The sequence below is a fragment of the Pseudomonas sp. VMV1 genome, assembly GCF_056790235.1.
In genome coordinates this window covers 39501-59112 of sequence record NZ_JBXGSE010000010.1, presented here as the reverse complement: position 1 = coordinate 59112, position 19612 = coordinate 39501, and the positions used below count along the sequence as shown (strand labels likewise).

At 62.9% G+C, this 19612-nt stretch carries 17 protein-coding genes; 15 read left to right on the top strand and 2 right to left on the bottom strand.

Translation table 11 applies throughout. The annotated features are described in order from the left end of the window. Positions 1–13 precede the first annotated feature (13 nt). Positions 14–781 (top strand): defense against restriction DarA-related protein, encoded by a 768-nt coding sequence (locus tag ACUCV0_RS22040; RefSeq protein WP_482213657.1) that lies wholly within the window; start codon positions 14–16, stop codon positions 779–781. A gap of 342 nt (positions 782–1123) precedes the next feature. Continuing rightward, a complete protein-coding gene (locus tag ACUCV0_RS22035; protein WP_482213656.1) occupies positions 1124–2251 on the top strand; it encodes a CBS domain-containing anti-phage protein in 1128 nt (375 codons plus the stop codon). A 34-nt stretch (positions 2252–2285) separates the two neighbouring features. Here the strand turns inward: ACUCV0_RS22035 and ACUCV0_RS22030 are convergent, their stop codons facing one another. Beyond that, on the bottom strand, positions 2286–2774 hold the full coding sequence (locus tag ACUCV0_RS22030; RefSeq protein WP_482213655.1) for a hypothetical protein: 489 nt from the start codon (positions 2772–2774) through the stop codon (positions 2286–2288). 105 nt (positions 2775–2879) lie between these two features. Here ACUCV0_RS22030 and ACUCV0_RS22025 point away from each other — a divergent pair, with 105 nt between their 5' ends. The 13 genes from ACUCV0_RS22025 to ACUCV0_RS21965 all read left to right on the top strand — a co-directional run bounded on the left by ACUCV0_RS22025 (position 2880) and on the right by ACUCV0_RS21965 (position 19264). After that, positions 2880–3152, top strand: coding sequence for a hypothetical protein (locus ACUCV0_RS22025; protein WP_482213654.1), 273 nt, complete (start codon positions 2880–2882; stop codon positions 3150–3152). A gap of 222 nt (positions 3153–3374) precedes the next feature. Beyond that, a complete protein-coding gene (locus ACUCV0_RS22020) occupies positions 3375–3893 on the top strand; it encodes a hypothetical protein (RefSeq protein ID WP_482213653.1) in 519 nt (172 codons plus the stop codon). Positions 3894–4084: 191 nt separating this feature from the next. After that, positions 4085–4240 carry a hypothetical protein gene (locus tag ACUCV0_RS22015; RefSeq protein WP_482213652.1) on the top strand — a complete coding sequence of 52 codons (156 nt, stop codon included), beginning with the start codon at positions 4085–4087 and terminating at the stop codon, positions 4238–4240. A 132-nt stretch (positions 4241–4372) separates the two neighbouring features. Continuing rightward, positions 4373–6526 (top strand): defense against restriction DarA-related protein, encoded by a 2154-nt coding sequence (locus ACUCV0_RS22010; protein WP_482213651.1) that lies wholly within the window; start codon positions 4373–4375, stop codon positions 6524–6526. 238 nt (positions 6527–6764) lie between these two features. Next, positions 6765–8681 carry a hypothetical protein gene (locus ACUCV0_RS22005; protein ID WP_482213650.1) on the top strand — a complete coding sequence of 639 codons (1917 nt, stop codon included), beginning with the start codon at positions 6765–6767 and terminating at the stop codon, positions 8679–8681. After that, positions 8678–9187, top strand: a complete 510-nt coding sequence (locus ACUCV0_RS22000) for a hypothetical protein (protein ID WP_482213649.1) — start codon at positions 8678–8680, stop codon at positions 9185–9187. Before ACUCV0_RS22005 ends, ACUCV0_RS22000 begins: the two co-directional genes overlap by 4 nt. Continuing rightward, complete coding sequence (locus tag ACUCV0_RS21995) at positions 9180–12794, top strand: LPD3 domain-containing protein (protein WP_482213648.1); 3615 nt, start codon at positions 9180–9182, stop codon at positions 12792–12794. The genes ACUCV0_RS22000 and ACUCV0_RS21995 overlap by 8 nt, the downstream gene beginning before the upstream one ends. A gap of 92 nt (positions 12795–12886) precedes the next feature. Next, the gene (locus ACUCV0_RS21990) at positions 12887–14575 is read left to right on the top strand and encodes a hypothetical protein (protein WP_482213761.1); all 1689 of its coding nucleotides are present in this window, start codon (positions 12887–12889) and stop codon (positions 14573–14575) included. A 31-nt stretch (positions 14576–14606) separates the two neighbouring features. Continuing rightward, positions 14607–15251 carry a hypothetical protein gene (locus ACUCV0_RS21985; RefSeq protein ID WP_482213760.1) on the top strand — a complete coding sequence of 215 codons (645 nt, stop codon included), beginning with the start codon at positions 14607–14609 and terminating at the stop codon, positions 15249–15251. Then, positions 15248–15607 carry a hypothetical protein gene (locus ACUCV0_RS21980; RefSeq protein ID WP_482213759.1) on the top strand — a complete coding sequence of 120 codons (360 nt, stop codon included), beginning with the start codon at positions 15248–15250 and terminating at the stop codon, positions 15605–15607. The genes ACUCV0_RS21985 and ACUCV0_RS21980 overlap by 4 nt, the downstream gene beginning before the upstream one ends. Before the next feature lie 12 nt (positions 15608–15619). After that, positions 15620–17239 carry a hypothetical protein gene (locus ACUCV0_RS21975; RefSeq protein WP_482213758.1) on the top strand — a complete coding sequence of 540 codons (1620 nt, stop codon included), beginning with the start codon at positions 15620–15622 and terminating at the stop codon, positions 17237–17239. A gap of 12 nt (positions 17240–17251) precedes the next feature. Further along, complete coding sequence (locus ACUCV0_RS21970) at positions 17252–18121, top strand: hypothetical protein (RefSeq protein ID WP_482213757.1); 870 nt, start codon at positions 17252–17254, stop codon at positions 18119–18121. Positions 18122–18124: 3 nt separating this feature from the next. Beyond that, positions 18125–19264 (top strand): hypothetical protein, encoded by a 1140-nt coding sequence (locus ACUCV0_RS21965; protein WP_482213756.1) that lies wholly within the window; start codon positions 18125–18127, stop codon positions 19262–19264. A gap of 54 nt (positions 19265–19318) precedes the next feature. On the opposite strand, the gene ACUCV0_RS21960 is transcribed toward ACUCV0_RS21965, so the two are convergent. Beyond that, on the bottom strand, positions 19319–19588 hold the full coding sequence (locus tag ACUCV0_RS21960) for an ArsR family transcriptional regulator (RefSeq protein ID WP_482213755.1): 270 nt from the start codon (positions 19586–19588) through the stop codon (positions 19319–19321). Positions 19589–19612 lie beyond the last annotated feature (24 nt).

The following is a 19612-nucleotide window of genomic DNA, read 5'->3' as shown; positions in this document are numbered from 1 at the left end:
CGAGACCCTGCCCATGGATCTTCTGTTCGACTTCGACAATCCCAGCGACGCCCAGCGCTCGCTCAAGCGCGTCAGCCAGGCCATGCTGCGGGCTGGCCAGCCGGTGGCGCAAACCTCGTTCGATCCGCGCGTCCAGCGCCGCGCCGGCATCAGCTTCCGCCAGGCGCTGCTGACCCTGGCGAGCGGCCAGACCGTTGCACTCCAGGTGAAGCAAACCGGCGACATCTTCCGCGTCCTGCTCAACAAGCGCGACCTGCCGATCAAGAACCAGAACGGTCTGGAGGCCGTGGCCGAGATCGCCGGCGCCGCGCGCGCCAACGAAAAGCGGTTCCAGGCCATGCTGGCCAGGCAAAGGGCTGAGCTGCCGAAGTCCGTTCGCACGTCTGCTCCCCGCCTCCAGCAGGCGCTGACCGAGCGCGTGACCTATCTGGACCAGCGCATCTTGGAGGCCAGGACTACCCGCGACAATTTGCGCACTGAACTCGGAATTGCCCTGGACGATGCCGGCGGCGACGAGGCCCCGATGCTGGTCCTCGATGCGGCGAACGATCAGCAGGCTGGTGCGCTACTGGCCCGCCTGGGTGCAGGGGAGGTGCTCGATAGCGCCGAATTGGAGTCCGCTCGGACGGTGCTGGGAATCGCATTGCACAGCGTCGAGACCAATGCGCCCATCTGGCGCGCCGAGGGTGAAGAGGAGCAGGCCGAGCTGTGTGAGCGCAACGCAGAGTCGTTCCGGGCCGCCCTGGCTAAGCTCGGGGAGGAGATCGAGAATGCCGCGTGACGACTACGAAGGGTTCTGACCTCACATGGATGAGGAATGATCCATGACATCATCTGTATGACGGATGATGAATGAGGCCCGCCGCGTGCGGGCCTCTTGCTGTCTGGAGATCATGTAGATGTCGTAGAGGTCCATGAAGTCGTGGCCCAGGATGACGCTGGACTGGATGTCGGCAAATTCGCAAGCAACTAGATCCCAGAAGCTTTCCGACCTATAGTGCTAGCGGCATGATAAAGCAAAAGTGGAAACCTAGTTAATGTGAAATTAGCGATTCATACATACTATGCTTTATGATCAACAAAAAATAAATCAACCGTAATTATTTTAAGTGGCATGACTGAAATGAGACGAAGATCCTTTCTTGAAAAGATAGCAGATGTCATTGACGATCTTGAAAGAGGGGAAGAGTCATATGATGTTTCCGTCAAAGAGTTCCTCGGCTGGGCAGGCGTAGAAAGGCGGGGCATCAAAGTAGTTTACGAAATCAGAAAGATTCTAGAAAATAATAAACTAATAACATCCCCCGACTTCGATAGCGTACCTTTGGATGCAGAGATTCAAATACAAAAAGTAAGACCTATCGAGATAAATACCTTTAGCGATAGCTCTTCTTCAAATGTAAGCGTCGAAGATTTTTACACGGCTGAAATAGTCCCTACCGAAACACCCAAAAGCTTCGTATATGGAGCGATAGATGAGCCCGCACTGAAAGTGAGCCGGCTACCTGCTGCAAGCCGTACAGTCGTCTGGGTGAACCCCAACACTCCGTTGAGAGAGGCTCTGACCCTGATGCTGATGCATGACTACTCGCAGCTTCCGGTCATGACCAACACTAGAGACGTCAAAGGCGTAGTAAGTCGCTCCACAATTCTTTCAAGCTTTATTTCAAAACACGCTGAATCTAAGGGTGACCTGGGCGAAAGGCCAGTTCGCGATTTCATGGAAAGGCAGTTCGAAATTAATGCGAACAGCTCAATATTTTCAGCGATACCGCTAATCGTCTCTAATTCATATGCGCTTGTGAGAGCAGATGACAAGCAGATTATTGGAATTGTTACTACAACGGACCTTAGCGAACAACTACAACAGCTTTCAGAGCCATTCTTGTTAATTCAAGAAATCGAAAACCATATTAGGAAGGCGATAGACGGAAAATATAGTGCCGAAGAATTGGCCCGATTTTCAAATTTGAGTAGCGACGCTGATATAGTCATTGAGTCGGTTGCTGATCTCACTCTGGGGGGATACGTTCGCCTCTTACAGGATCCAGATATGTGGAAGAGATCAGGCCTGAAAGTCGATAAGACTGTTTTCCTGAAAGAGCTAGAGCGAATACGAGTTATTCGGAATGACGTGATGCACTTTGATCCTGACGGTATCTCGCCGGATGACCACCAGGCTCTACGAAACTTCGTTAACTTTATTCACAGGGTACTTAAAATATCGATCCAGCCAGGCTCACCAGTCTAGCAATGAAGGCCCGCCATACGCGGGCCTTCTGCTGTCAGGAGATCGTGTAGATGTCGTAGAGGTCCATGAAGTCGTCGGCCAGCGACTGGGCCAGGATGACGCTGGACTGGATGTCGGCAAATCCGCAAGCAGCTAGCACGGCTATCTGGCCGTTGGTGATTTCTGGTATCAGGCGATACCGGGGGCCGTGCTCGTCGAAGCTGTCCTTCTGGATCCCTTGAGCCGGCGAATGCCGCTGGAGGCTATTGACGATGGCGATGGTGCTTCGGCCTGTCCGGGCGAAGAAGCTGTTGATGGAGTCTCGGACATGATCATCGGTGAATAACCAGTCGCGCTCCGGCAGGTCCTGATTGGTGATTAGCGCGTATCCCGCATCGCGACGCTCTTTGAACGGCTCCTCTCGTGCGACGACCAAGACGTTTGTGTCCTCGACAATGGAGCAGGCCAGGGTCACAGGCGGCCCGTAATGGCCCGCAATGCTCACGTGGAACAGCTGGAGATTAGGGTCTTTCTGGTCTGACATGCGAGGGCACCTTGCGCGGGCTTGATCTGGGATGATGAGCAAATAGCTTGCGCGATTATTTTAGCAGGTGCTATAAATTTATCACTCTTCAAGCAGGACGCTCCCATGCAAGTGATGCTCACCGAAACCATGATGCGCGAGGCACTGGGCCTTCCGATTCCCCTCCCCTCGGCGAAACCCGTCGTGCGTACCGGTGGCCAACAGCGTCCGCGCATCAAGGTACTGCTGTCCGTGCGCAAGCCTGGCGGCGGAATCTGCTACCGCTTCGAGCATGAGGACGACACCATCAGCGAGTTCGAGGCGCGCATGAACGCTGAAAAGGCCGCACGCAAAGCTGGGTACATGGTGTGGGCGCTGCTGGATGTAGAGCGCTATTGAGCTAGGCCGGATCGGCGACGCGAAACCCTCTAGGGCCTTGACCAGCCTGAACGAGCGCAACACTGCTCGCGCCTGATGACGAATCACCTTAGAAACCGCCCTCGTGGCGGGTTTCCTGCCTGTCGTGCGGCAATGTCAGCCCAGGCACTATTACCCTGGGGGTCTTGGAAGTGCTCCACTCATAGAGCAGACTTTTACTGTCGCAACTGAATGGATGTCGGGATGATTGATCTACGTGAGCGCTATCGCCTGATTGCTGAAATAGCACGTGATCAAACCATCCTCCAGATCCGTCTATCACCCACGGCGACGTCGAAAATCGCCAATGCCAAGCATCTCTACATGGGGCCGATTGAGCGCCCTGCACTGGATATGCTCTATGAATGGACCACCTGCCAGTTTTTTGAGCGCTGGCACGAGGTGCCTCGGCTGAAGCGAGGACAACTGAAATCTTTCGACGTCGCGCTCTATCACGACGGCGTCCTATGCGGGCTGTGCTTCGCGACACCCAAACGGAGCAAGCGAAGGATCAAATTGATGCTACTGGAAAGCTGTCCGAATCCTGGCAATCCACTGAAAGGGTTCGTCGCGGCTTTCATGCTATTGGCTGTAGAGAACTACGCAAAAATGATCGAGATCCCACAGATACTCATTCCCGACCCTCTGCCCGGCGCTGTTCCCCTCTATCTCAAGCTGGGGTTTGTCTACGATTCAAATGGGCAGCTGGTGAAAGGCGTATAGTGGCTATCAGCACCAAGCGCTACGCCCCTATGGAGGTGCGTATGTCTAGACCAGGCAAGACAAGACAGCTACAGCCCGATGTCCCCAAGGAGCTGCCTCTGCGCGAGGCGAGTTCGCGCACGCTGGATGCTGCGGAGGTTGAGGCTCGGGCGCAGCGACTCGCAGAGGTAAGAGCCAAGCACGAGGCCACGATGCAGGAGTTGCAGGAACTACACGAGCTGGCTGAAAAGCGAATTGGGATCATGTCTGAATCTCAACGGGCGATGCTCATTGCCGCAGCCGCACACGGCGCAGAGCTTGAGCCCCTTGGCCCTCTGGCCGGTCCCCTGCGCAACGAGAAAGAGTAGGCATTCGATAGCTGGTAGGGCCATTCCACCAGCCATCGCTGTCTGAAAAACCGCCAGCGAGGCGGTTTTTTTTGCCTGTCGTTCGGGAAAGCTCGCACAGGCGCTGGCCAGCCTCCCCGCCATGATGGCGGCATGACAGACCTCTACTCGGCAATCCAGCGCGGCGCCCATGCCGGGGCACTGGGCCATGGCTCCAGCGCGCACCCAACCCCCGCCCAGCTCCAGGCCGGCAACTACCGCAAGGGGCGCCTCCAGCTCCATGGGCTGCCGATCGCCATCGAGACGCCCAAAGGCCAGCACCGCATCGGCAAGCAGGATGGCAAGCCTTGGTCGGTGGTGATGCAGGCCCACTATGGCGACATCACCGGTACACGTGGGGCCGACGGCGATCCGGTAGACGTTTTCGTCGGACCGGTGCCGGAATCGACGCGCGTGTTCGTGGTGAACCAGAACAGCCGTGGCGGTGGCTTCGACGAGCACAAGGTGATGCTGGGCTTCACCGATGAGGACTCCGCGCGCCAGGCCTACCTGGGCAGCTATGAGCGTGGCTGGCAGGGGCTGGGCTCGATCATCGGCGCCACCCTGGGCCAGTTTCGCTGGTGGCTGAAATACGGCGACCACTCCATCCCCTTCAGCGCTGCGGCGCTGCCCTTCGATAGCGAGAACGACATGAGCACCATTTCCTGGGACAGCGCCGCGATGCCGATCGAGGCCAACCTGGCAGGCCTGATTTATGGCCTGCGCCGGGCCGATGATGCCGACCTGCTGCTGGATGCCTGCACCGTCGCCGACATCATGGAAGACGCCGACGGCATCGAGGCGCTCGACGCCATGGTGGTGATCAGCTCCAAGCTCCAGATCAAGATGGAACAGCTCCAGCGGATCATGGACAGCGCCGGCGACAAGGTGAAGCCGGTGGCCTTGCAAGTCACCGAGCCGTTCAAGCAGCGCGGCACCACCAACATCTGCGCGGTCTATGAGCTGAGCGATGGACAGAGCGTGGCCATCTGGTTCCACAACCCTGACGCCACACCAAACCGGATCCTGCCGACCGACGAGCTGGTCAGCTGGAAGTGGATGCTCAACAAGATGGACATCACCATCCTGGTGGCGCCCGAGAAAGGCCTGGACCTGAACCCGCGCGAGGTGGCGCGGCGAATCATGCGCCTGGCCGAGAAGAACAGCGCGCGATTCCAGAAGGCCAACGAAGGCCGTGCGCAGCGCATGCAGGCGATCGAGGACAGTCGTCAGCAGGTGGCCAGCAAGGAGCAGGAGCTCCAGGCCCTGGAGTCGGAGATCGAGGACCTGACGACCCAGGTGCAGGCCAAGCGCAATACCCAGGCCGTCCAGCCTGGCGACGAGCAAGGCGCGGTCGATACCAGCGGCCGCACGCCTGGCCAATTCGATCCGCTGAGCCCGGAAGGCTATGCCCAGGTGCTGGCCGACGACCGTCTCCAGCGTGCGCACCAGGATGCTCTGGACAGCTTTTTCGGTGGCCGCATCGTCGCCGTGCGCAATGCCCTGCGCGACCTGGGCTGGGGCGGCCCGCTGCGCACTATCGAGCTGACGAAGGTAGTCGATGGCTCTTACCACAGTGTGCGTCACCAGACCCGCAACGTGGGGGCAGGTGCAAACGTTGTAGCGGTGACCTGGCTCGTAGATGACGGCACCACCAAGGTACTGGACGATCTCACCCTCATGCCCGAGCAGTTGGCTGCCCAGCTCAACGCGAGCGTGGAAACGGTAGCGGTGCCCGAACCTACCGCTGAGATCCCGACGACCCCTCTGCTACTGAACGACGTAGCACGCGCCGCACTGCCCGAAGGCTTTACCGTTGTCGAATCGACCCCAGTTCAGTTCCGGGCAGTGCGCGCGGACGGCCAGGGCTTGGAGCTGCGGGTCTCCGCCAATGGGAGGTTCCTGATGCTCTACCGCGTGGACGCTCACGGGCTGGATAAGCTCGACGTCGCGCCGTGGCAGCCGGAGCAATTCGCCGAGATCGTGCCGCCCCTGGTAGCGAAGGGCGTAGCTGCCTTGCCTGCAATGCCAGAGCCTGTGACCGTGCAGCCTGAACCGGCAACGGTAGTGTCGGACGAGCTGGAGGCCGCCCGCGCGCTGCTGCAATCGGTGATCGACGGGAACGAGGACATGACCGATCCGACGCTGGCCCAGACCCTGACCCAGGTCTATGAGCAGATCCAGGGTAACGCCGACCTGCTGAATTTGTTCGAGCAGGCCGCTGAAGCCTACTCGGCGGCCGTCGTAGCCAAGGCAACCGCTGCCTGATACGCGGTTCGCCGCTCCGGCTGGCCATCTGATATGCTCGATTCGATTTCCTCGTTCCGCGAGGGCTTCACCTATCGCACAGAGGCCATGGCTTCCTGTGTGGTGATTGGCGCACGGATGCGCAACCTTTTGTAGCACCCGCTTCGGCGGGTCTTTTTTTGCCTTCGGAAAGTCCAGCCAGGCCGCGTCCCGCGCCGGCTCCATCATCGCGCATCGTAACTATGAGCGCCGCGCGTGTATGGAAATTCTGGACGCCATTTCCCCTCTTGATCGGGTTCGCCTGTCGGGCGAGCTCGCCGAAAATGTTCTCTCCCTGGAGGGCGAACTCCCTGCCTTAGAGCGCGTGCGCATTGCGGGTGTCGTGGCCAAGCTGCTGGAGCAGCTGGGCGCCGGCATCAAGACCGCCATGCGCGCCATCGCGTTTTCTCTGGCCGACGTGGCCGGCTCCACCCAGGCGCTGGAGCAGTATCTGGACGACGGTCTGGAGCAGCTGCCTGAGGCCCTGGTCCCTTTCGAAGCTATGACGGTGTCGGAGCTGGCCAGCACGGTCGGTTCCAAGACTCTGGATGCTCGCGCCAACGACATCGCCCTGGAAGGGGTTTGGGGCCCCAAGCGCGACATCGCCAACCTGGCCGCCTACGAAGAGATCTCCGCCAGGGGCGTTGATGCCGGCATCGATGCGGCCACCGTGCTGCGCAAGGAGGCCGAGGCCAAGGAGCTGCTCAAGCAGTCCGCGCACGACGATCCCGCGATGCAGGCGGCGCTGGTCGCCCTCAAGGCCCTAGACGATGCCATGCAGGCCGCCGTGGACGTCCTCAACCCGAAGTTGCGGGCTGCTGGCCGCCTGGTGAAGGACGGTGGAGACGATACTGAGCTGCGCCAGCTCCAGGAGGAGGAGGCTGACCTCTGGGAGCGATACAAGAAGGATCGCAAGCCCTTGAAGGAGGAGGCCCTGGCCGTTGCCCGCGCCTTCGATGAGGCCAAATTCAAGCGCAGCCAAGCTGTGTTCGAAGACGAAGGGCAGGCCATCCTGACGGCGCTGCGCGAAGCATCGCCAGTCACCCATGAGCAGGCCGAGGCCTGGGCCGCAACGCAGATCCTGGACGCCAAGGCGGTGGCCAAGCTTGAACGCGGTGGCTACTCCCGTGAGTCGCTGCTGCGGGACATGGCCGACTTCTATCGCCTCACCGGCGGTAAGTCCTCGGCAGTGCGGATCTCCGTGGACGGCGGCAGCCGCGCCAACGCCGTGGGCGTCTCCACGCGCCTCGGGGAAAAGGTCGTGAACGTCGGTTCGCGGTTTGATCGCACCGTCCTGTTCCACGAACTGGCGCACCACCTCGAAAACGACCCGATCGCCAAGGCGGCCGCCAATGGCTTTCTCGTGCGCCGGCGCGAGGACGGGATGGCCCACTCCCTGCGCGGGCTCACCGACAACAAGAAGTACCGCAAGGATGAGATCGCCTACAAGGACAGCTGGCTGAACCCCTACATCGGCAAGATCTACCCCGATGGCATCACCGAAGTGTTCTCCATGGGCGTCCAGTACCTGGCCAACCCCATGGATGCGGCGCTGTTCGCTGCCAAGGATCCCGAAATGTTCGCGCTGATCTCCGGCTACCTGGCCAGCGAGTTGACGCCGGCGATGCGGGCCAAGCTGGGGCTGCATACGGTCGCCGTGGACATGCTCCAGGAGCGGCGCGAAGAGGACGGCAAGCTCTATGTCGAGACCGTCGCCATCCTGGCCAAGCAGGTGACCCTGACGGCGGACGGCTGGTGGGACCGCTTGCAGGCTGAGCGGGCCGAGGATGCCAGCCACTTTGGCCGCTACGCCTTCGTGCGCGGCAAGGTGCCGGCCTACCTGGGTGGCTGGCAGGACATGCACGTCTTCCAGGGCGTGTTCCGCAATCAAAACACCCAGCGCAACACCAAGGGCTACCTGGTCACGACCGAAGACGGCGCCCGCCTCTACATCCCCGATTTTTCGGCCATCCACGGCGACCTCGAACTGGTGAAGGCCTTCATGGTGATCGCTCACACCCAGGGCAGCTCCATGCGCAAGACCTGGCAGAACGTGATCTCGACCCGCTTCAACAAAGACCCCGTCAAGGCCCTGCTGGAAAGGGCGCAGTCCGTGCTGGGAGCGCAGCAGCAATGATCTCTACCCAATACACCGTTGCCACCCCACACGGCCAGTTCCAGGCGCTCTGGGACGAGGATGAAGCCAAGCCTGTGTCCTACCAGGGCGACGCCAGCGCCCTCGCCTACTTCCGCGCCTACATGGATCTCCAGATGGTCGTCGGCGCCGCCGGCGAACGGCTGTCGGCCGATACCCTCGAACCGGGCGAGCTTTACGGCTTCTGCCAGTCGCGCGAGTACGGCGTCACCGTGACCATGGATCCCGATGCGCTCGCCGCCATGCTGCTGGACGATCTCGACGATGAGGATAGCCAGGTCCTGGTGCTCGACGGCGTCGAAAGCCCGGAGCAGGAGCTGACCCGCCTGCTCAGGCAGATGCGCGAATACGCCCCCGAGGGGGCCCTGGTGCAGATGGCGAAGCGCGTCATCCAGCTGGTGCCGCTGGTGGCGTTCGATACCGAAGCCGAGGAAGAGGCCGCTGTGGAATTGGCTTCCGAGATCCTGGCGGAGGTGGGCAATGAGTAAGGTCACCTTGAGCCCGGTGGAGCGGATCCGCCTTACCGGTGAGCTGGCAACCGAGATCAAGGCGCTGGAGGGCGCCAGCCCGCTGGATAAGGTCCAGATCACCGGCCGCGTCGCCGCGCTGCTGGAGCGTCTGGGCATCAACGGGCCGCCCCACGCCGGCAAGTCGCTAGCTGAGTACCTGGCCGAGTCCGAGGGCGATGGCTACAAGGCGGCGATGGCCTACTACAAGGGCGAGCTGCAAGGCGAGGTCGTGCAGACGCCAGTGGGCCCGGTACGCCTGTCCAGCAAGGGGCTGCGCAAGTACCGGATGAACCTCAACCGGGACGCCATCAAGGCGCAACTGGTGCCGCATCTGGTCGAGATCCTGGTCCAGGGCAGCTACGGCCCGCGCGAGCCGCTCTACAAGCCCCGCGAGGACGGCGTGGTGGCGTTCTACTTCGCCCAGAAGGACATCGAGCTGGAGGGGCAGATCATCACGGCGGGGGTGACCGTGGCCGAGGATGGCCAGGGCAATCTCTTCTACAACCTGACCCACTCGGGCCAGCCGGCTTGGCAGCGCAGAAACGAGAACGGCACCCTAGACTCCACCCTGTCAATTATTCAGAGCTTCGCCTTGGATGCCGCTGAGAACAGCGTAGCAGAGGATGATTTGAATATCACCATCCTCGCCGTGCGTCCCGTCGCCCAGCGCGAGCCCTTCGCGGCCGCCGAGGATGCCAAGGGTGGAGCGATATTGCTCAGGGGCGACGCCGAAGCCATTGCCGCGCGGGTGCGCGAGCTGGGCGGCAAGCCGCAGATCGTCGAGGGCGGTGTTCGGCTGACCAAGGGCGATGCGCGGTTCGCCGCCTTCGTGCCGGTAGCGATCGAGCGCCTGGCCAGCGGCGCCCAGCTGGAGCACTACGCCTCCGGCGGTATCGGCGTGCGCGGCAACTTCGAGGGTACGACCCTGGGCATCGCCTCCAGCCTGGACAGGCTTGAATCGGCTTTCGTGCTGCGCCATGGCCCCGAGGTATTCGCCCAGGTGTTCGGCCGGCCGGCGGCAGCCGAGGACGTTGTGGCCTACGAGGAAGACCAGGCCGAGATCGGGCAACGCAAGGCGGAGAATGAGGCCAGAGACACAGCGGTGCGCATCGACTACGCCAAGCGCACCGGCGACTGGACCAAGCTGAGCGATGCCGAGCGCGACGACCTCCGCGCGGAGCGCGATGCCATCCTGACCGCCAATGCCGAGCGCGACTTTGCCCAGTGGCAGGCAACCATCGGCAGCGGGACGTCGGGCAATCAGCGGCTCCAGGCCTATCTGGACACCCTGGAGGACCTGGTGCCGGAAAACCGCACCATGATCCAGGTAGGCTACATGGCCTGGATCCCGCAGCGCATGGCCGAATACGAGCGCGAGGCCGGCCGGATGCCCTTCGTGTATCAGTCTGCCGAGGCTGTGGCTTGGCACGAAGGATTTACCGCCCACTGCCGCGCCTGGGCTGACCAGCATCTGTCGGAGCGGGTGCAGGTAATGCGAGCGGCTGGTGGCGCAGCCGTAGATGTCGAAAACAGCCGCCTCTACCAGGCACCTGCGCTGTACCACGGCACCGCCTTGCCATTCGACGCTTTCAGCACAGGGGAGCGACGCGGAGCGGGGTTCGATCATCAAGGCGCCGGCGTGTACCTGACCACCGACCGCCGAGGCTTTGCGCGCTTCTTTGCAGGCATTGCCGCAGCGAAGATTGCGGGGAAAGCAGGCAATACCCCCGAGCAGGAGGAGCTGCTGGAGGAGCTGCTGGAGGACGGTGTCATCCTGCGCGTTTCTATAGCCGGCGCCAGAGTCCTAGACCTGACCCAACCAGACGCCTCTCCTGAGCTTCGGGCTATGGTCAGCGACATCGTCAATGGAAACGCTTTGCGCGAGCGCGCGCTATCCATGGGCTTCGACGGAGTCGCGTTTATCGAGCCCAACACGCCAGAGGGTGTGACTTTCGAGCCTGGCGCGGTAACCGTGGTGATGTACCACCCGGATAAGGCCAAGGTGCTGGGCTATGAGCCTGCCGAGACCGTTACCCCTCTGGCCTTACCAGAAGAGCCGGCTGCGAAGCCTGCCGCTGCTCAACACGAGATCGTCGAGCACCATACGAAGGGCGGCAAGGGCAAGATCATTCGCGGCATCATCCTGCGCGGGGTGACGCACGCCCAGGCCCAAGCCATCGACGAATACACCTTCCCCAAGGACGGCGGCTATTTCATCCGCGAGCGGCACCTGGCAACGATGGGCGCGCTGCCGGTGGTCGAGGCCGAGCCTGCGGCAGATCCAGAGGTCGAGGCCCAGCGCCGGGCACAGCAAGAGGCTGACCGGCTCGCCAATGAGCAGGCGCGCCAGCAGGCCAAGGTGGCCAAGCAGGTCGCCACCCTGCGCAGCACTGCTGCCTCTGCGCTGGCCAAGGCCGAGGAGGAGCTGGGCGCCAGTCGTACCACCAATACCGCCCGCCGGGCGAACATGGCCGCCTCGATCTTGGCGCGAGCAGAGAGCGACCGTGCCCTGGCGGTTTCGCTGAACAACCTGGCCGATGCCGTAGAGCAGGGCAAGGCGACTCACCTGGGCGGGATCACCAGCAAGGCGCAGTTGGCCACCCTGCACCAGGCCCTGGTGGGCGGTCGGCATCGGTCGGAGCAGGACCTGAGCTACAGCGAGCGCGAGCGAAACAAGTCCAGGGCGTTCGACGGAAAGGACGTGGGCTATGCCGAGTTGCCCAAGCTGAGCATGCGCTACGACTATGCGCCGGTGCTGGCCGCGCTGCGGGAGGGCAAGCCCAAGGGCTGGGCCAGCATCGTCAAGCAGTTGCAGGCGCAGAACCAGCTCGATGTCGATCCACTAGTGTTCGCTGCGGCCTACAAGGCGCTGGAAGGCATCGGCAAGGAGTCGGCGTTCAACTGGTACGCCAAGGAGCAGGCCGCCAAACGTAGTCGTTTGATACGGATGGGCCTCAACACCGACAGCGACCTGCGCGCGGCGCTGACCGAGTACCTGGCCTATCGGGAGGGTGTGCGCGAGGAGGATCCAGTGGCGAAGGCTGAGCGGGAGATCATTGGGCAAAAGGTCGGCATCGACTTTTTCCCGACGCCCAAGGCGGAGGGGGTGCGCATGGCGGGCCTGGCCGGCATCAAGCCCGGCGATTTGGTGCTGGAGCCGTCGGCCGGCAATGGCAACCTCGCGGACGCCGCCCGTGCGGCTGGGGCCCAGGTCGATGTCGTGGAGATCAGCAGCCAGCTGCGCGACATCCTCACGGCCAAGGGCTACACCGTCGTCGCCCATGACTTCATGGAGCTGGACCTGGCGCCGAAATACGACGCCATCCTGATGAACCCGCCCTTTTCCAATCGCCGCGATGCCGAGCACATCCAGCGGGCGTTCCAGATGCTCAAGCCGGGTGGACGCCTCGTGGCGATCGCCGGGGAAGGCGTGTTCATCGGCAGCGATGCCAAGGCGGTGCAGTTCCGAGCCTGGCTGGACGAGCACGGCGCCGAGGTCGAGGCCCTGGGCGCGGGCACCTTCAAGGCCAAGGACCTGCTCGCACAGACCGGCGCGAACGCTCGCCTGATCGTCGTGCAGCGATAAATCGGAAAGTCGCGAAAAAGGGGGCTTCGGCCCCCTTTTACATTGGCCACATCCCGATTTTGGGTATCCCTCACAGACGAGAGAACGGCTATATGACCCGCGCGACTTACGCAACCGAAGGCGCCGCACGCACCGAAGAGATCTTCGACGGCCTCTATGCAGAAACCAAGGGCGGCGTGCTCTTGGACAGCGCCTCCGGCGACGGCGCAATCAAGTCTTTCCTGGACAGCGCAGAGCACCTGCCGCCCTCCATTCAGAATGCCATCGACCGCCTGGACGGTCGTGCGATGTCCGGCGAGGAAGTGCTCGACAGCGTCATCAAGGGCATGAAGATCTACTACGACAAGCACGGCGCCATGCCGACCGCTGACGTCATGGAGGCCGCGCTCGATCAGGCTGCCAACATGGCTGGCGACAACAAGGGCATGGTCAAGCTGGATGGCGTGGGCTCCACCGGCCACCACAACCAGATCTCCTACATGCCCGAGCAGATCCAGCTGGGCCTGCTGAGCGCCGTGGCCGAGGCCTTCCCTGGCGCCACCTACCTGCCCACCGGCATCGGCTCGAACGAGGCCCGCCTGGGTATCGTCAGCCACCAGGCCGCCAGCAAGGTCGGTGGCTACGACGTGGGCGACCTGCTCGACGGCACCCACATCGGCGACACCTTCTTGTCTTCCGAGCGGACGGTAAAGCTCACCCTGGGCACCGACCGAACCACTGCCACGGGTGGTATTACTCTGGATGGCACCAGCCAGGTCAAGCTGCTGCGTGGCCGCACCCAGATCTACGTCAACGGCTTCCCGGTCGCTGAGGAAAATTCGAACGCGAACGCCTCGGCCACCACCCTGCCGCTGTCCGGTCTGGCCATCCTGTCCGGCACCACCTATACCATCAGCGGCACCGTGACCCCGGACACCGGCGCCGTACTGCTGGCATTCAACCCCGCTCTGCCGTCCGGCACCGTGGTACATGCCGAGGGTTACATCGACTTCGAGAAGCAGCCCACCCTGGCGCCGCGTATCGCAACCCAGGTCCAGACCTACACGCTCTACGCCAAGCCCTGGCGTGGCCTGTTGGGCCAGACCATCGACTCCAAGACCCAGGCCCAGAACGAAATCGGCATGGACCTGCAATCCGAGTCGCTGGTGGCTGCACGCAACCAGATCACCGTCGAGCGTCACCGCTCCATCCTGGTCAAGGCTGTTCGCTTGGCTGCGGCCAACACCGACGAGTTCGATTTCGACTATGCCGGCCAGATGCAGCAGAAGACCCGCGCCCAGATTTGGCAAGACTTCAGCGCGATCCTCGGCAAGGTCAGCCAGAAGATGGCCGAGCTCACCATGGATCGCGGGGTGACCCACCTCTACATCGGCAAGATCATCAAGGCTCAGTGGGAAGCTCTGCCCTCGGACCTGTTCGAGAAGTCGGGCCTCACCGAGATCCCCGGTATCTACCGCGTCGGCCGCCTGTTCGGTCGCTACGAGGTGTACTACACCCCGTGGGAAGTGCTGGAAGAAGAAGCCACCGGCACCGCTCAGGTCCTCTGCTACGGCCGCTCCAACAGCCCAGCGCGTAACAGCTTCGTCATGGGCGACGCCGTACCGGTCACCGTGCTCCCGACCGCCTTCGGCCAGGACATGAGCTTCGGCCAGGCGCTCTACGCGCGGAACTTCACCTCGGTGAACCCGCACATGCCGTCCGCGATGGGCTGCGCCCTGATCACCGTCAAGAACATGTTCAAGCCGGCGAACTCCTCCACCAGCACCGCTGCTGCGGCGTAAGGGGTAGAGCATGGGCACGCGGAAATCCCCCGTGTCTGCCTCTACCAAGGCGCGTGCATCCAAGGCCTCGGCGACTGCCAAGGCTGCGGATGCCGCCCTCCAGGATGGTGCCAGCCCGATCTCCAGCAATGGTGAATCGGGCTCTGGCGCATCTGGCGGAAGCGCAGACGAGAAAGTAACGACTCAGGGCGACGGCGCCACCGGCGGCGAAGGCGGCACCGATGGCGGCAGCACCACTGGCGACCAGGGCGGCATCGAAGGTGACGGCACCACTGGCGGCCAGGGCGGCACAGAGGGCGATGGCACCAGCGGCGAGCAGAGCGACATCGAAGGCGACGGCGCCACCGGTGACCAGGGCGGCGTCGAAGGCGGCACCACCACCGGCGATCAGGACGGCACCGGCGACCATGGCGATGGCGATGGCGATGGCGATGGCGATGGCGATGGCGATGGCGATGCCAGCACTCCCCCTGCCCTGACGGCAACCCTCAACAACCACACCCCTTCGCGCCAGATCGTGCGCTGCTTGGGCATTTCGCTCCAGCCCGGCGAGTCTCGCGCGGTGACCTTCGGGAGCGAGCTGCACAAGGCTGAATGCGAGCAGGACATCGCCAGTCTGGCGCGCCTGCACCGCTGGGATCAGAACGAAGGACTGCACTGGGAGAACCCTGCATGAGCGACGACGCAGTAGACGCCGGCACCACCGAGGCAGTGGCCACCGGCAGCAAGAAGAACAAGCCCAAGACCGCCGCTGTTCCAGCGGAACTGGTGCTTGGCATGGGTATGGATGCCGCCCAGGTACTGGCCGACTTTGCTGAGGGTTTGGCCTACCCGGTATCGCTCAACGTCGAGAACCGCATGCGCGGCGCTCTGGTACTTGCCCAGGCACAGCCGATCCGGGTGATCGACGAGGGCGCAACGGTGCAGCACGAGTGCCCCAGCGTGGGCCAGCTGTACGACCTGATTTTCGGAATGATCGGCGTAGGTGACCGCTTGCAGCGCGACACCATAGGCGCGATCTCCGTCGCCTAAAGGGGCACAGAAATGACTCAAACCGCGTTTTCGCGCAGCGCTCCGGTCTACCGCTCCGGCGTGCAGCTGCTCTATCTCGCCGACGCCTCCGAGCGCGGCACCGCCTCGGACAGCGATCAGGTCGTGGCCATCCCGCTGCGCGCCGATCGCGGGGCGATTGACCGGGCGTTCCCGGTCACTGCGAGCAACCGTTCGCGCAGCCTGGGCCAGGCTACTTCCATCCTGGCGAGCGCGCTCAACGAGGCGCACGTGCACGTCTATGAGGCGCTGGCCAACGGCGCCGCCCAAGTCGTCTGCTCGCGCATCGTGCCGGCCGCTGCCACCCTGAGCTACATGGTCGCCACCATGGATGCCACCAGCAAGGCCGTCACCTGGAGCGTCGCCAGCGCCCTGCCGGCGGACTACCTGGTAGCCATCCGGCACCTGGAATGCTTCAACGATGGCGTCAAGATCGGCATCCATGCCGTCGAGGCCGCCGACAACACCGGCGCTGCCGTCGCGTCCAAGGTGGTCAAGGTTCGCCTCTACGACGTTGTCAGCGGCGAGCTGCTGTTCGACGATTTCACCGGCTCGCTGGTGGTCACCGACAAGGATCAGTCGGGCAACTCCTACTTCTTGGGCTCCACCGTTGCCAGCCAGACGGATCTCGTAGAGGTCTCGGTCAAAGGCACTACCGTGCCGGCCACCTCGAACATCTACGGCCAGGACGCCAACGGCAACGATCAGTGGGTCTATGCGACCCTGAGCTACTTCAACGAGGGCGGCACCACCTACGCGGCGACCGACTACGACGCAGCGCTCAACCGCCTGTTCCACGCGAACCAGTCGTTCGGCTACCTGGGTGCTGGTGGAAGCAAGAACGTCGCCCTGCTGAGCAAGCTCGACGCCCTGGCCACCAAGATGAACAAGGTCTTCGTGTTCGACGTGCCTGGCGAGCTGTCTCTGACGGGCGCCGTTGCCTTCATGGCCAACGTGGGCCTGGACAACCACTACACCCAGGCGCTGTGGGCTCCGCTCAACTCGGACGACCCGCTCAACGGTGGCAAGGCGATCATCGGCACCTCTGGCGCTCACCTCGGCATGCGCTGCAAGCGCAACGCCCAGACCGACGCCAACGGCGTGGCACCCAAGCACTACCCGGTCGCCGGCTCCATGTTCCCCCTGACCGGCCGCACTGGCGTGCGTCAGCTGGTGAACCTGGAAGACACCGATTTGGAGAAGCTGGCCAAGGCCAAGATCAACCCGGTGATTTCCCAGACCTACGCCTCCGGCGCCAAGTACGTCTTCCTCGACTCGCTGACCTGCTCCAAGAGCAACGGCGACAAGCAGCTAGCAGCGGTAGCTGAGATGTCGGCGGCGGTGGACGAAGCCATTGCCATCTTCAGCAAGGAAGCGCTCCAGAAGCCGATCAGCGAGGCGATCAGGCTGACCACCCGCTACATCGAGAGCCTGTTCCCGGCGTTGCAGACCGCCGGCTGGCTGGTGCCATCGGACGACATGGGTGGCGCGGCCTACATGGCCACCATCAAGCCGAACTCGGCCCAGCCCAAGCAGAAGATCGACGAGCGCCATTCGTGCAGCTACGAGGGCACCACCCGCGTCATCACCGTGGGCCAGACCCTGAGCCGGTAATAGGAGAACACCATGAGTTACCAAATGAGCTACTTGCGCGACTTGCGGCGCAAGCAGGAGGCGGCGAAAGCCGCCGCCGACAAGAACCAGCTGGATAGCGCGCAACAAGCCGCCGTAGGCCAGGAAGGCCAGGCCGCACTGGACGCTGCCAACGCGGAGGCTGCTGCTGCGGCCGCTGCGGCTGCCGCCAGCGAAGGTGCTGGTGAAGGCACTGCCGCCCTGGACGCCGCCGGTGAAGGCCCTGGCGACGCCGGCAAGCCTGCTGCGGCACCCGCTGCCCAGCTCGATGCCGTGCCGAGCGGCTTCAAGCTGGACGACGTGATCGATACGGACCTGGACATCACCGCGTCCTCCATCGTCCAGGAATGGGTCGAGACCGATGATCTTGAGCCGGGCGAAGGCATGGCTGACCGCCTGCTGGCCCTGATGGTCGGCGCCCTCCCCGAGGGCGAGTTCGTCAGCGACATCAGCGACGAAGCCGCTGACGACCTGATGGACCTGGGCGATGCCGTGGGCAACGTGCTGGCCAGCCTGGGCGTATCGGACGACGACATCACCGGCCTGATCGACGACTACGACAACGACGTGGCCGACCGTGTGGTGGAGCTCTTCGCCGGCAGCCTGGAAGACGGCGCCGATCCGGTCAGCTTCGTCATGGGCGACGGCAGCGACGAGGCGGCATTCGATAGCGCCGTGTATCGCGTCAAGCTCGCGGTGCGGGGTGGTAAGAAGACCCGCGTGCGCAAGCGTGTTTCCGGCACCGTGATCCTCAACGCCGCCCAGAAAACCGCCGTGCGCAAGATGCAGATCAAGAGCCGTACCTCCCTGGCCAAGGCACGCCGCGCTCGCTCGATGCGCGCCCGCCACCGGATGGGTATCTAAGCCGTGGCCAGCGTCTTTGGCTCGATCAGTTCCGCGCTCTCCAGCGGGGCAGAGACCGTGGTCAAAGGCGCCTCCTCGCTGGTGAATGACGGTCGCTCCATGGCGTCTGACTTGGTCGGCGGGGTGTCTTCCAGCTACCACGAGCTCGCAGGCTCCGTGGTGGAAGGGGGCACCTCTTTGGCCACGTCGGGGCTGGGTGAGTCGGCCGGCAAGGTGGTCGGCGGCGCGCTATCGAGCGTTTCCGATGCGGTAGGCCTGGCCGGCACGACGCTGGTCGGCGCCACCGAGGGACTGCTGGACGATGTCGGCGGATCTATCATCGGCTCCATCGGCGACTCCGGTAGCCTTCTGGGCACGCTGGCCGGCGCCGCCGGCGGTATCCTGGATACCCAGCGCGCCAAGAAGACCTGGGGCAACCTTCACCCAAGCCTGCTGGCACGTCTGTACGCCTGCGACGCCCAGGGCAATATGCTGGAGACAGGGTTCGTCAGCGGCCCCATCACCGACGACTCCATGGAAATGGGGTTCAACTGGCAATCCCCGTTCGAGCACACCGGCCCGGAGAGCAAGGCCCCTGCCCTGCTGGCCATGCTGCAAACCGGCTCGTTCGCAACCGTCATCAACGCCTTGCAGGTCAGCGGCCTGGCAGGCAGCACGGATAGCGAGCTCAACGCGGCGGCGGAAAAGGCCCGACAGAACGTCAAGGCGCTCGAAGGTCGGACCGGCATCACCAAGCTGAACAGCCGCCAGGTGTTCTCCGGCATGCCGCCGATCAAGATCAGCATGACCCTGCACCTGCGGGCGATCGGTGATCCAGAGGGCGAGCTGATGGAGCTATACCAGCGGCTGCTGAGTTGGTCGCTTCCCCAGCAGCTGGCCGAGGACGGCACGCTGGCCAACATCATCAAGTCCACCGGCGACGGTACGACGATGATCGAGGCGCTGTTCCCCTCGTTGGCCCCGAGCATGGTGTCCATGTACTACGGCCGCCTGGCGTTGCCGCCGATGGTGATCGAGTCGGTGAGCCATCCACTGAGCGCCCCGCGCGTCAGCAGCGGGCACTGGTGCTATCTGCCAGTGCAGGTGCAGCTGGCCACCCTCACGGCGATGGATCGCCAGGACCTCGCTTACCTATTCGTTTGACCAAGAAAAAGGCGCCTGTGGGCGCCTGTTTCTACTCGACATATATGAATGGGATTAGCTTCTTTTTCCATTCAGATGCCGACTGACTGTAGGCTGGCTTTTGCCCGTGATGCGCGAGATGCTGGAAGGCTTCACCTTCTCTTCAACACTGAGGTGCTGACAGTAGACGTCCCGCTGCTCCATGCTCAGAGCGGCAAAAACGGCACGATTGATCTTCGCCTGCTCACCTTCGATCAGAGCAAAACCCTTGTCGAGGAACGCGTTCATTTCCCGTTTGTACTCGTGCAGCAGCCCAGCACCAGATAGAACATTGTCGTCTTTCATAGCCGTCTCCAGCGTGAATGGAAT

What these genes read in the sequence shown, in the direction of transcription:
- ACUCV0_RS22040 (WP_482213657.1), top strand. Translation starts at nt 14, where the DNA reads ATGGATCTTCTGTTCGACTTCGACAATCCCAGCGACGCCCAGCGCTCG.
- ACUCV0_RS22035 (WP_482213656.1), top strand. Translation starts at nt 1,124, where the DNA reads ATGAGACGAAGATCCTTTCTTGAAAAGATAGCAGATGTCATTGACGAT.
- ACUCV0_RS22030 (WP_482213655.1), bottom strand. Translation starts at nt 2,774, where the DNA reads ATGTCAGACCAGAAAGACCCTAATCTCCAGCTGTTCCACGTGAGCATT.
- ACUCV0_RS22025 (WP_482213654.1), top strand. Translation starts at nt 2,880, where the DNA reads ATGCAAGTGATGCTCACCGAAACCATGATGCGCGAGGCACTGGGCCTT.
- ACUCV0_RS22020 (WP_482213653.1), top strand. Translation starts at nt 3,375, where the DNA reads ATGATTGATCTACGTGAGCGCTATCGCCTGATTGCTGAAATAGCACGT.
- ACUCV0_RS22015 (WP_482213652.1), top strand. Translation starts at nt 4,085, where the DNA reads ATGCAGGAGTTGCAGGAACTACACGAGCTGGCTGAAAAGCGAATTGGG.
- ACUCV0_RS22010 (WP_482213651.1), top strand. Translation starts at nt 4,373, where the DNA reads ATGACAGACCTCTACTCGGCAATCCAGCGCGGCGCCCATGCCGGGGCA.
- ACUCV0_RS22005 (WP_482213650.1), top strand. Translation starts at nt 6,765, where the DNA reads ATGGAAATTCTGGACGCCATTTCCCCTCTTGATCGGGTTCGCCTGTCG.
- ACUCV0_RS22000 (WP_482213649.1), top strand. Translation starts at nt 8,678, where the DNA reads ATGATCTCTACCCAATACACCGTTGCCACCCCACACGGCCAGTTCCAG.
- ACUCV0_RS21995 (WP_482213648.1), top strand. Translation starts at nt 9,180, where the DNA reads ATGAGTAAGGTCACCTTGAGCCCGGTGGAGCGGATCCGCCTTACCGGT.
- ACUCV0_RS21990 (WP_482213761.1), top strand. Translation starts at nt 12,887, where the DNA reads ATGACCCGCGCGACTTACGCAACCGAAGGCGCCGCACGCACCGAAGAG.
- ACUCV0_RS21980 (WP_482213759.1), top strand. Translation starts at nt 15,248, where the DNA reads ATGAGCGACGACGCAGTAGACGCCGGCACCACCGAGGCAGTGGCCACC.
- ACUCV0_RS21975 (WP_482213758.1), top strand. Translation starts at nt 15,620, where the DNA reads ATGACTCAAACCGCGTTTTCGCGCAGCGCTCCGGTCTACCGCTCCGGC.
- ACUCV0_RS21970 (WP_482213757.1), top strand. Translation starts at nt 17,252, where the DNA reads ATGAGTTACCAAATGAGCTACTTGCGCGACTTGCGGCGCAAGCAGGAG.
- ACUCV0_RS21960 (WP_482213755.1), bottom strand. Translation starts at nt 19,588, where the DNA reads ATGAAAGACGACAATGTTCTATCTGGTGCTGGGCTGCTGCACGAGTAC.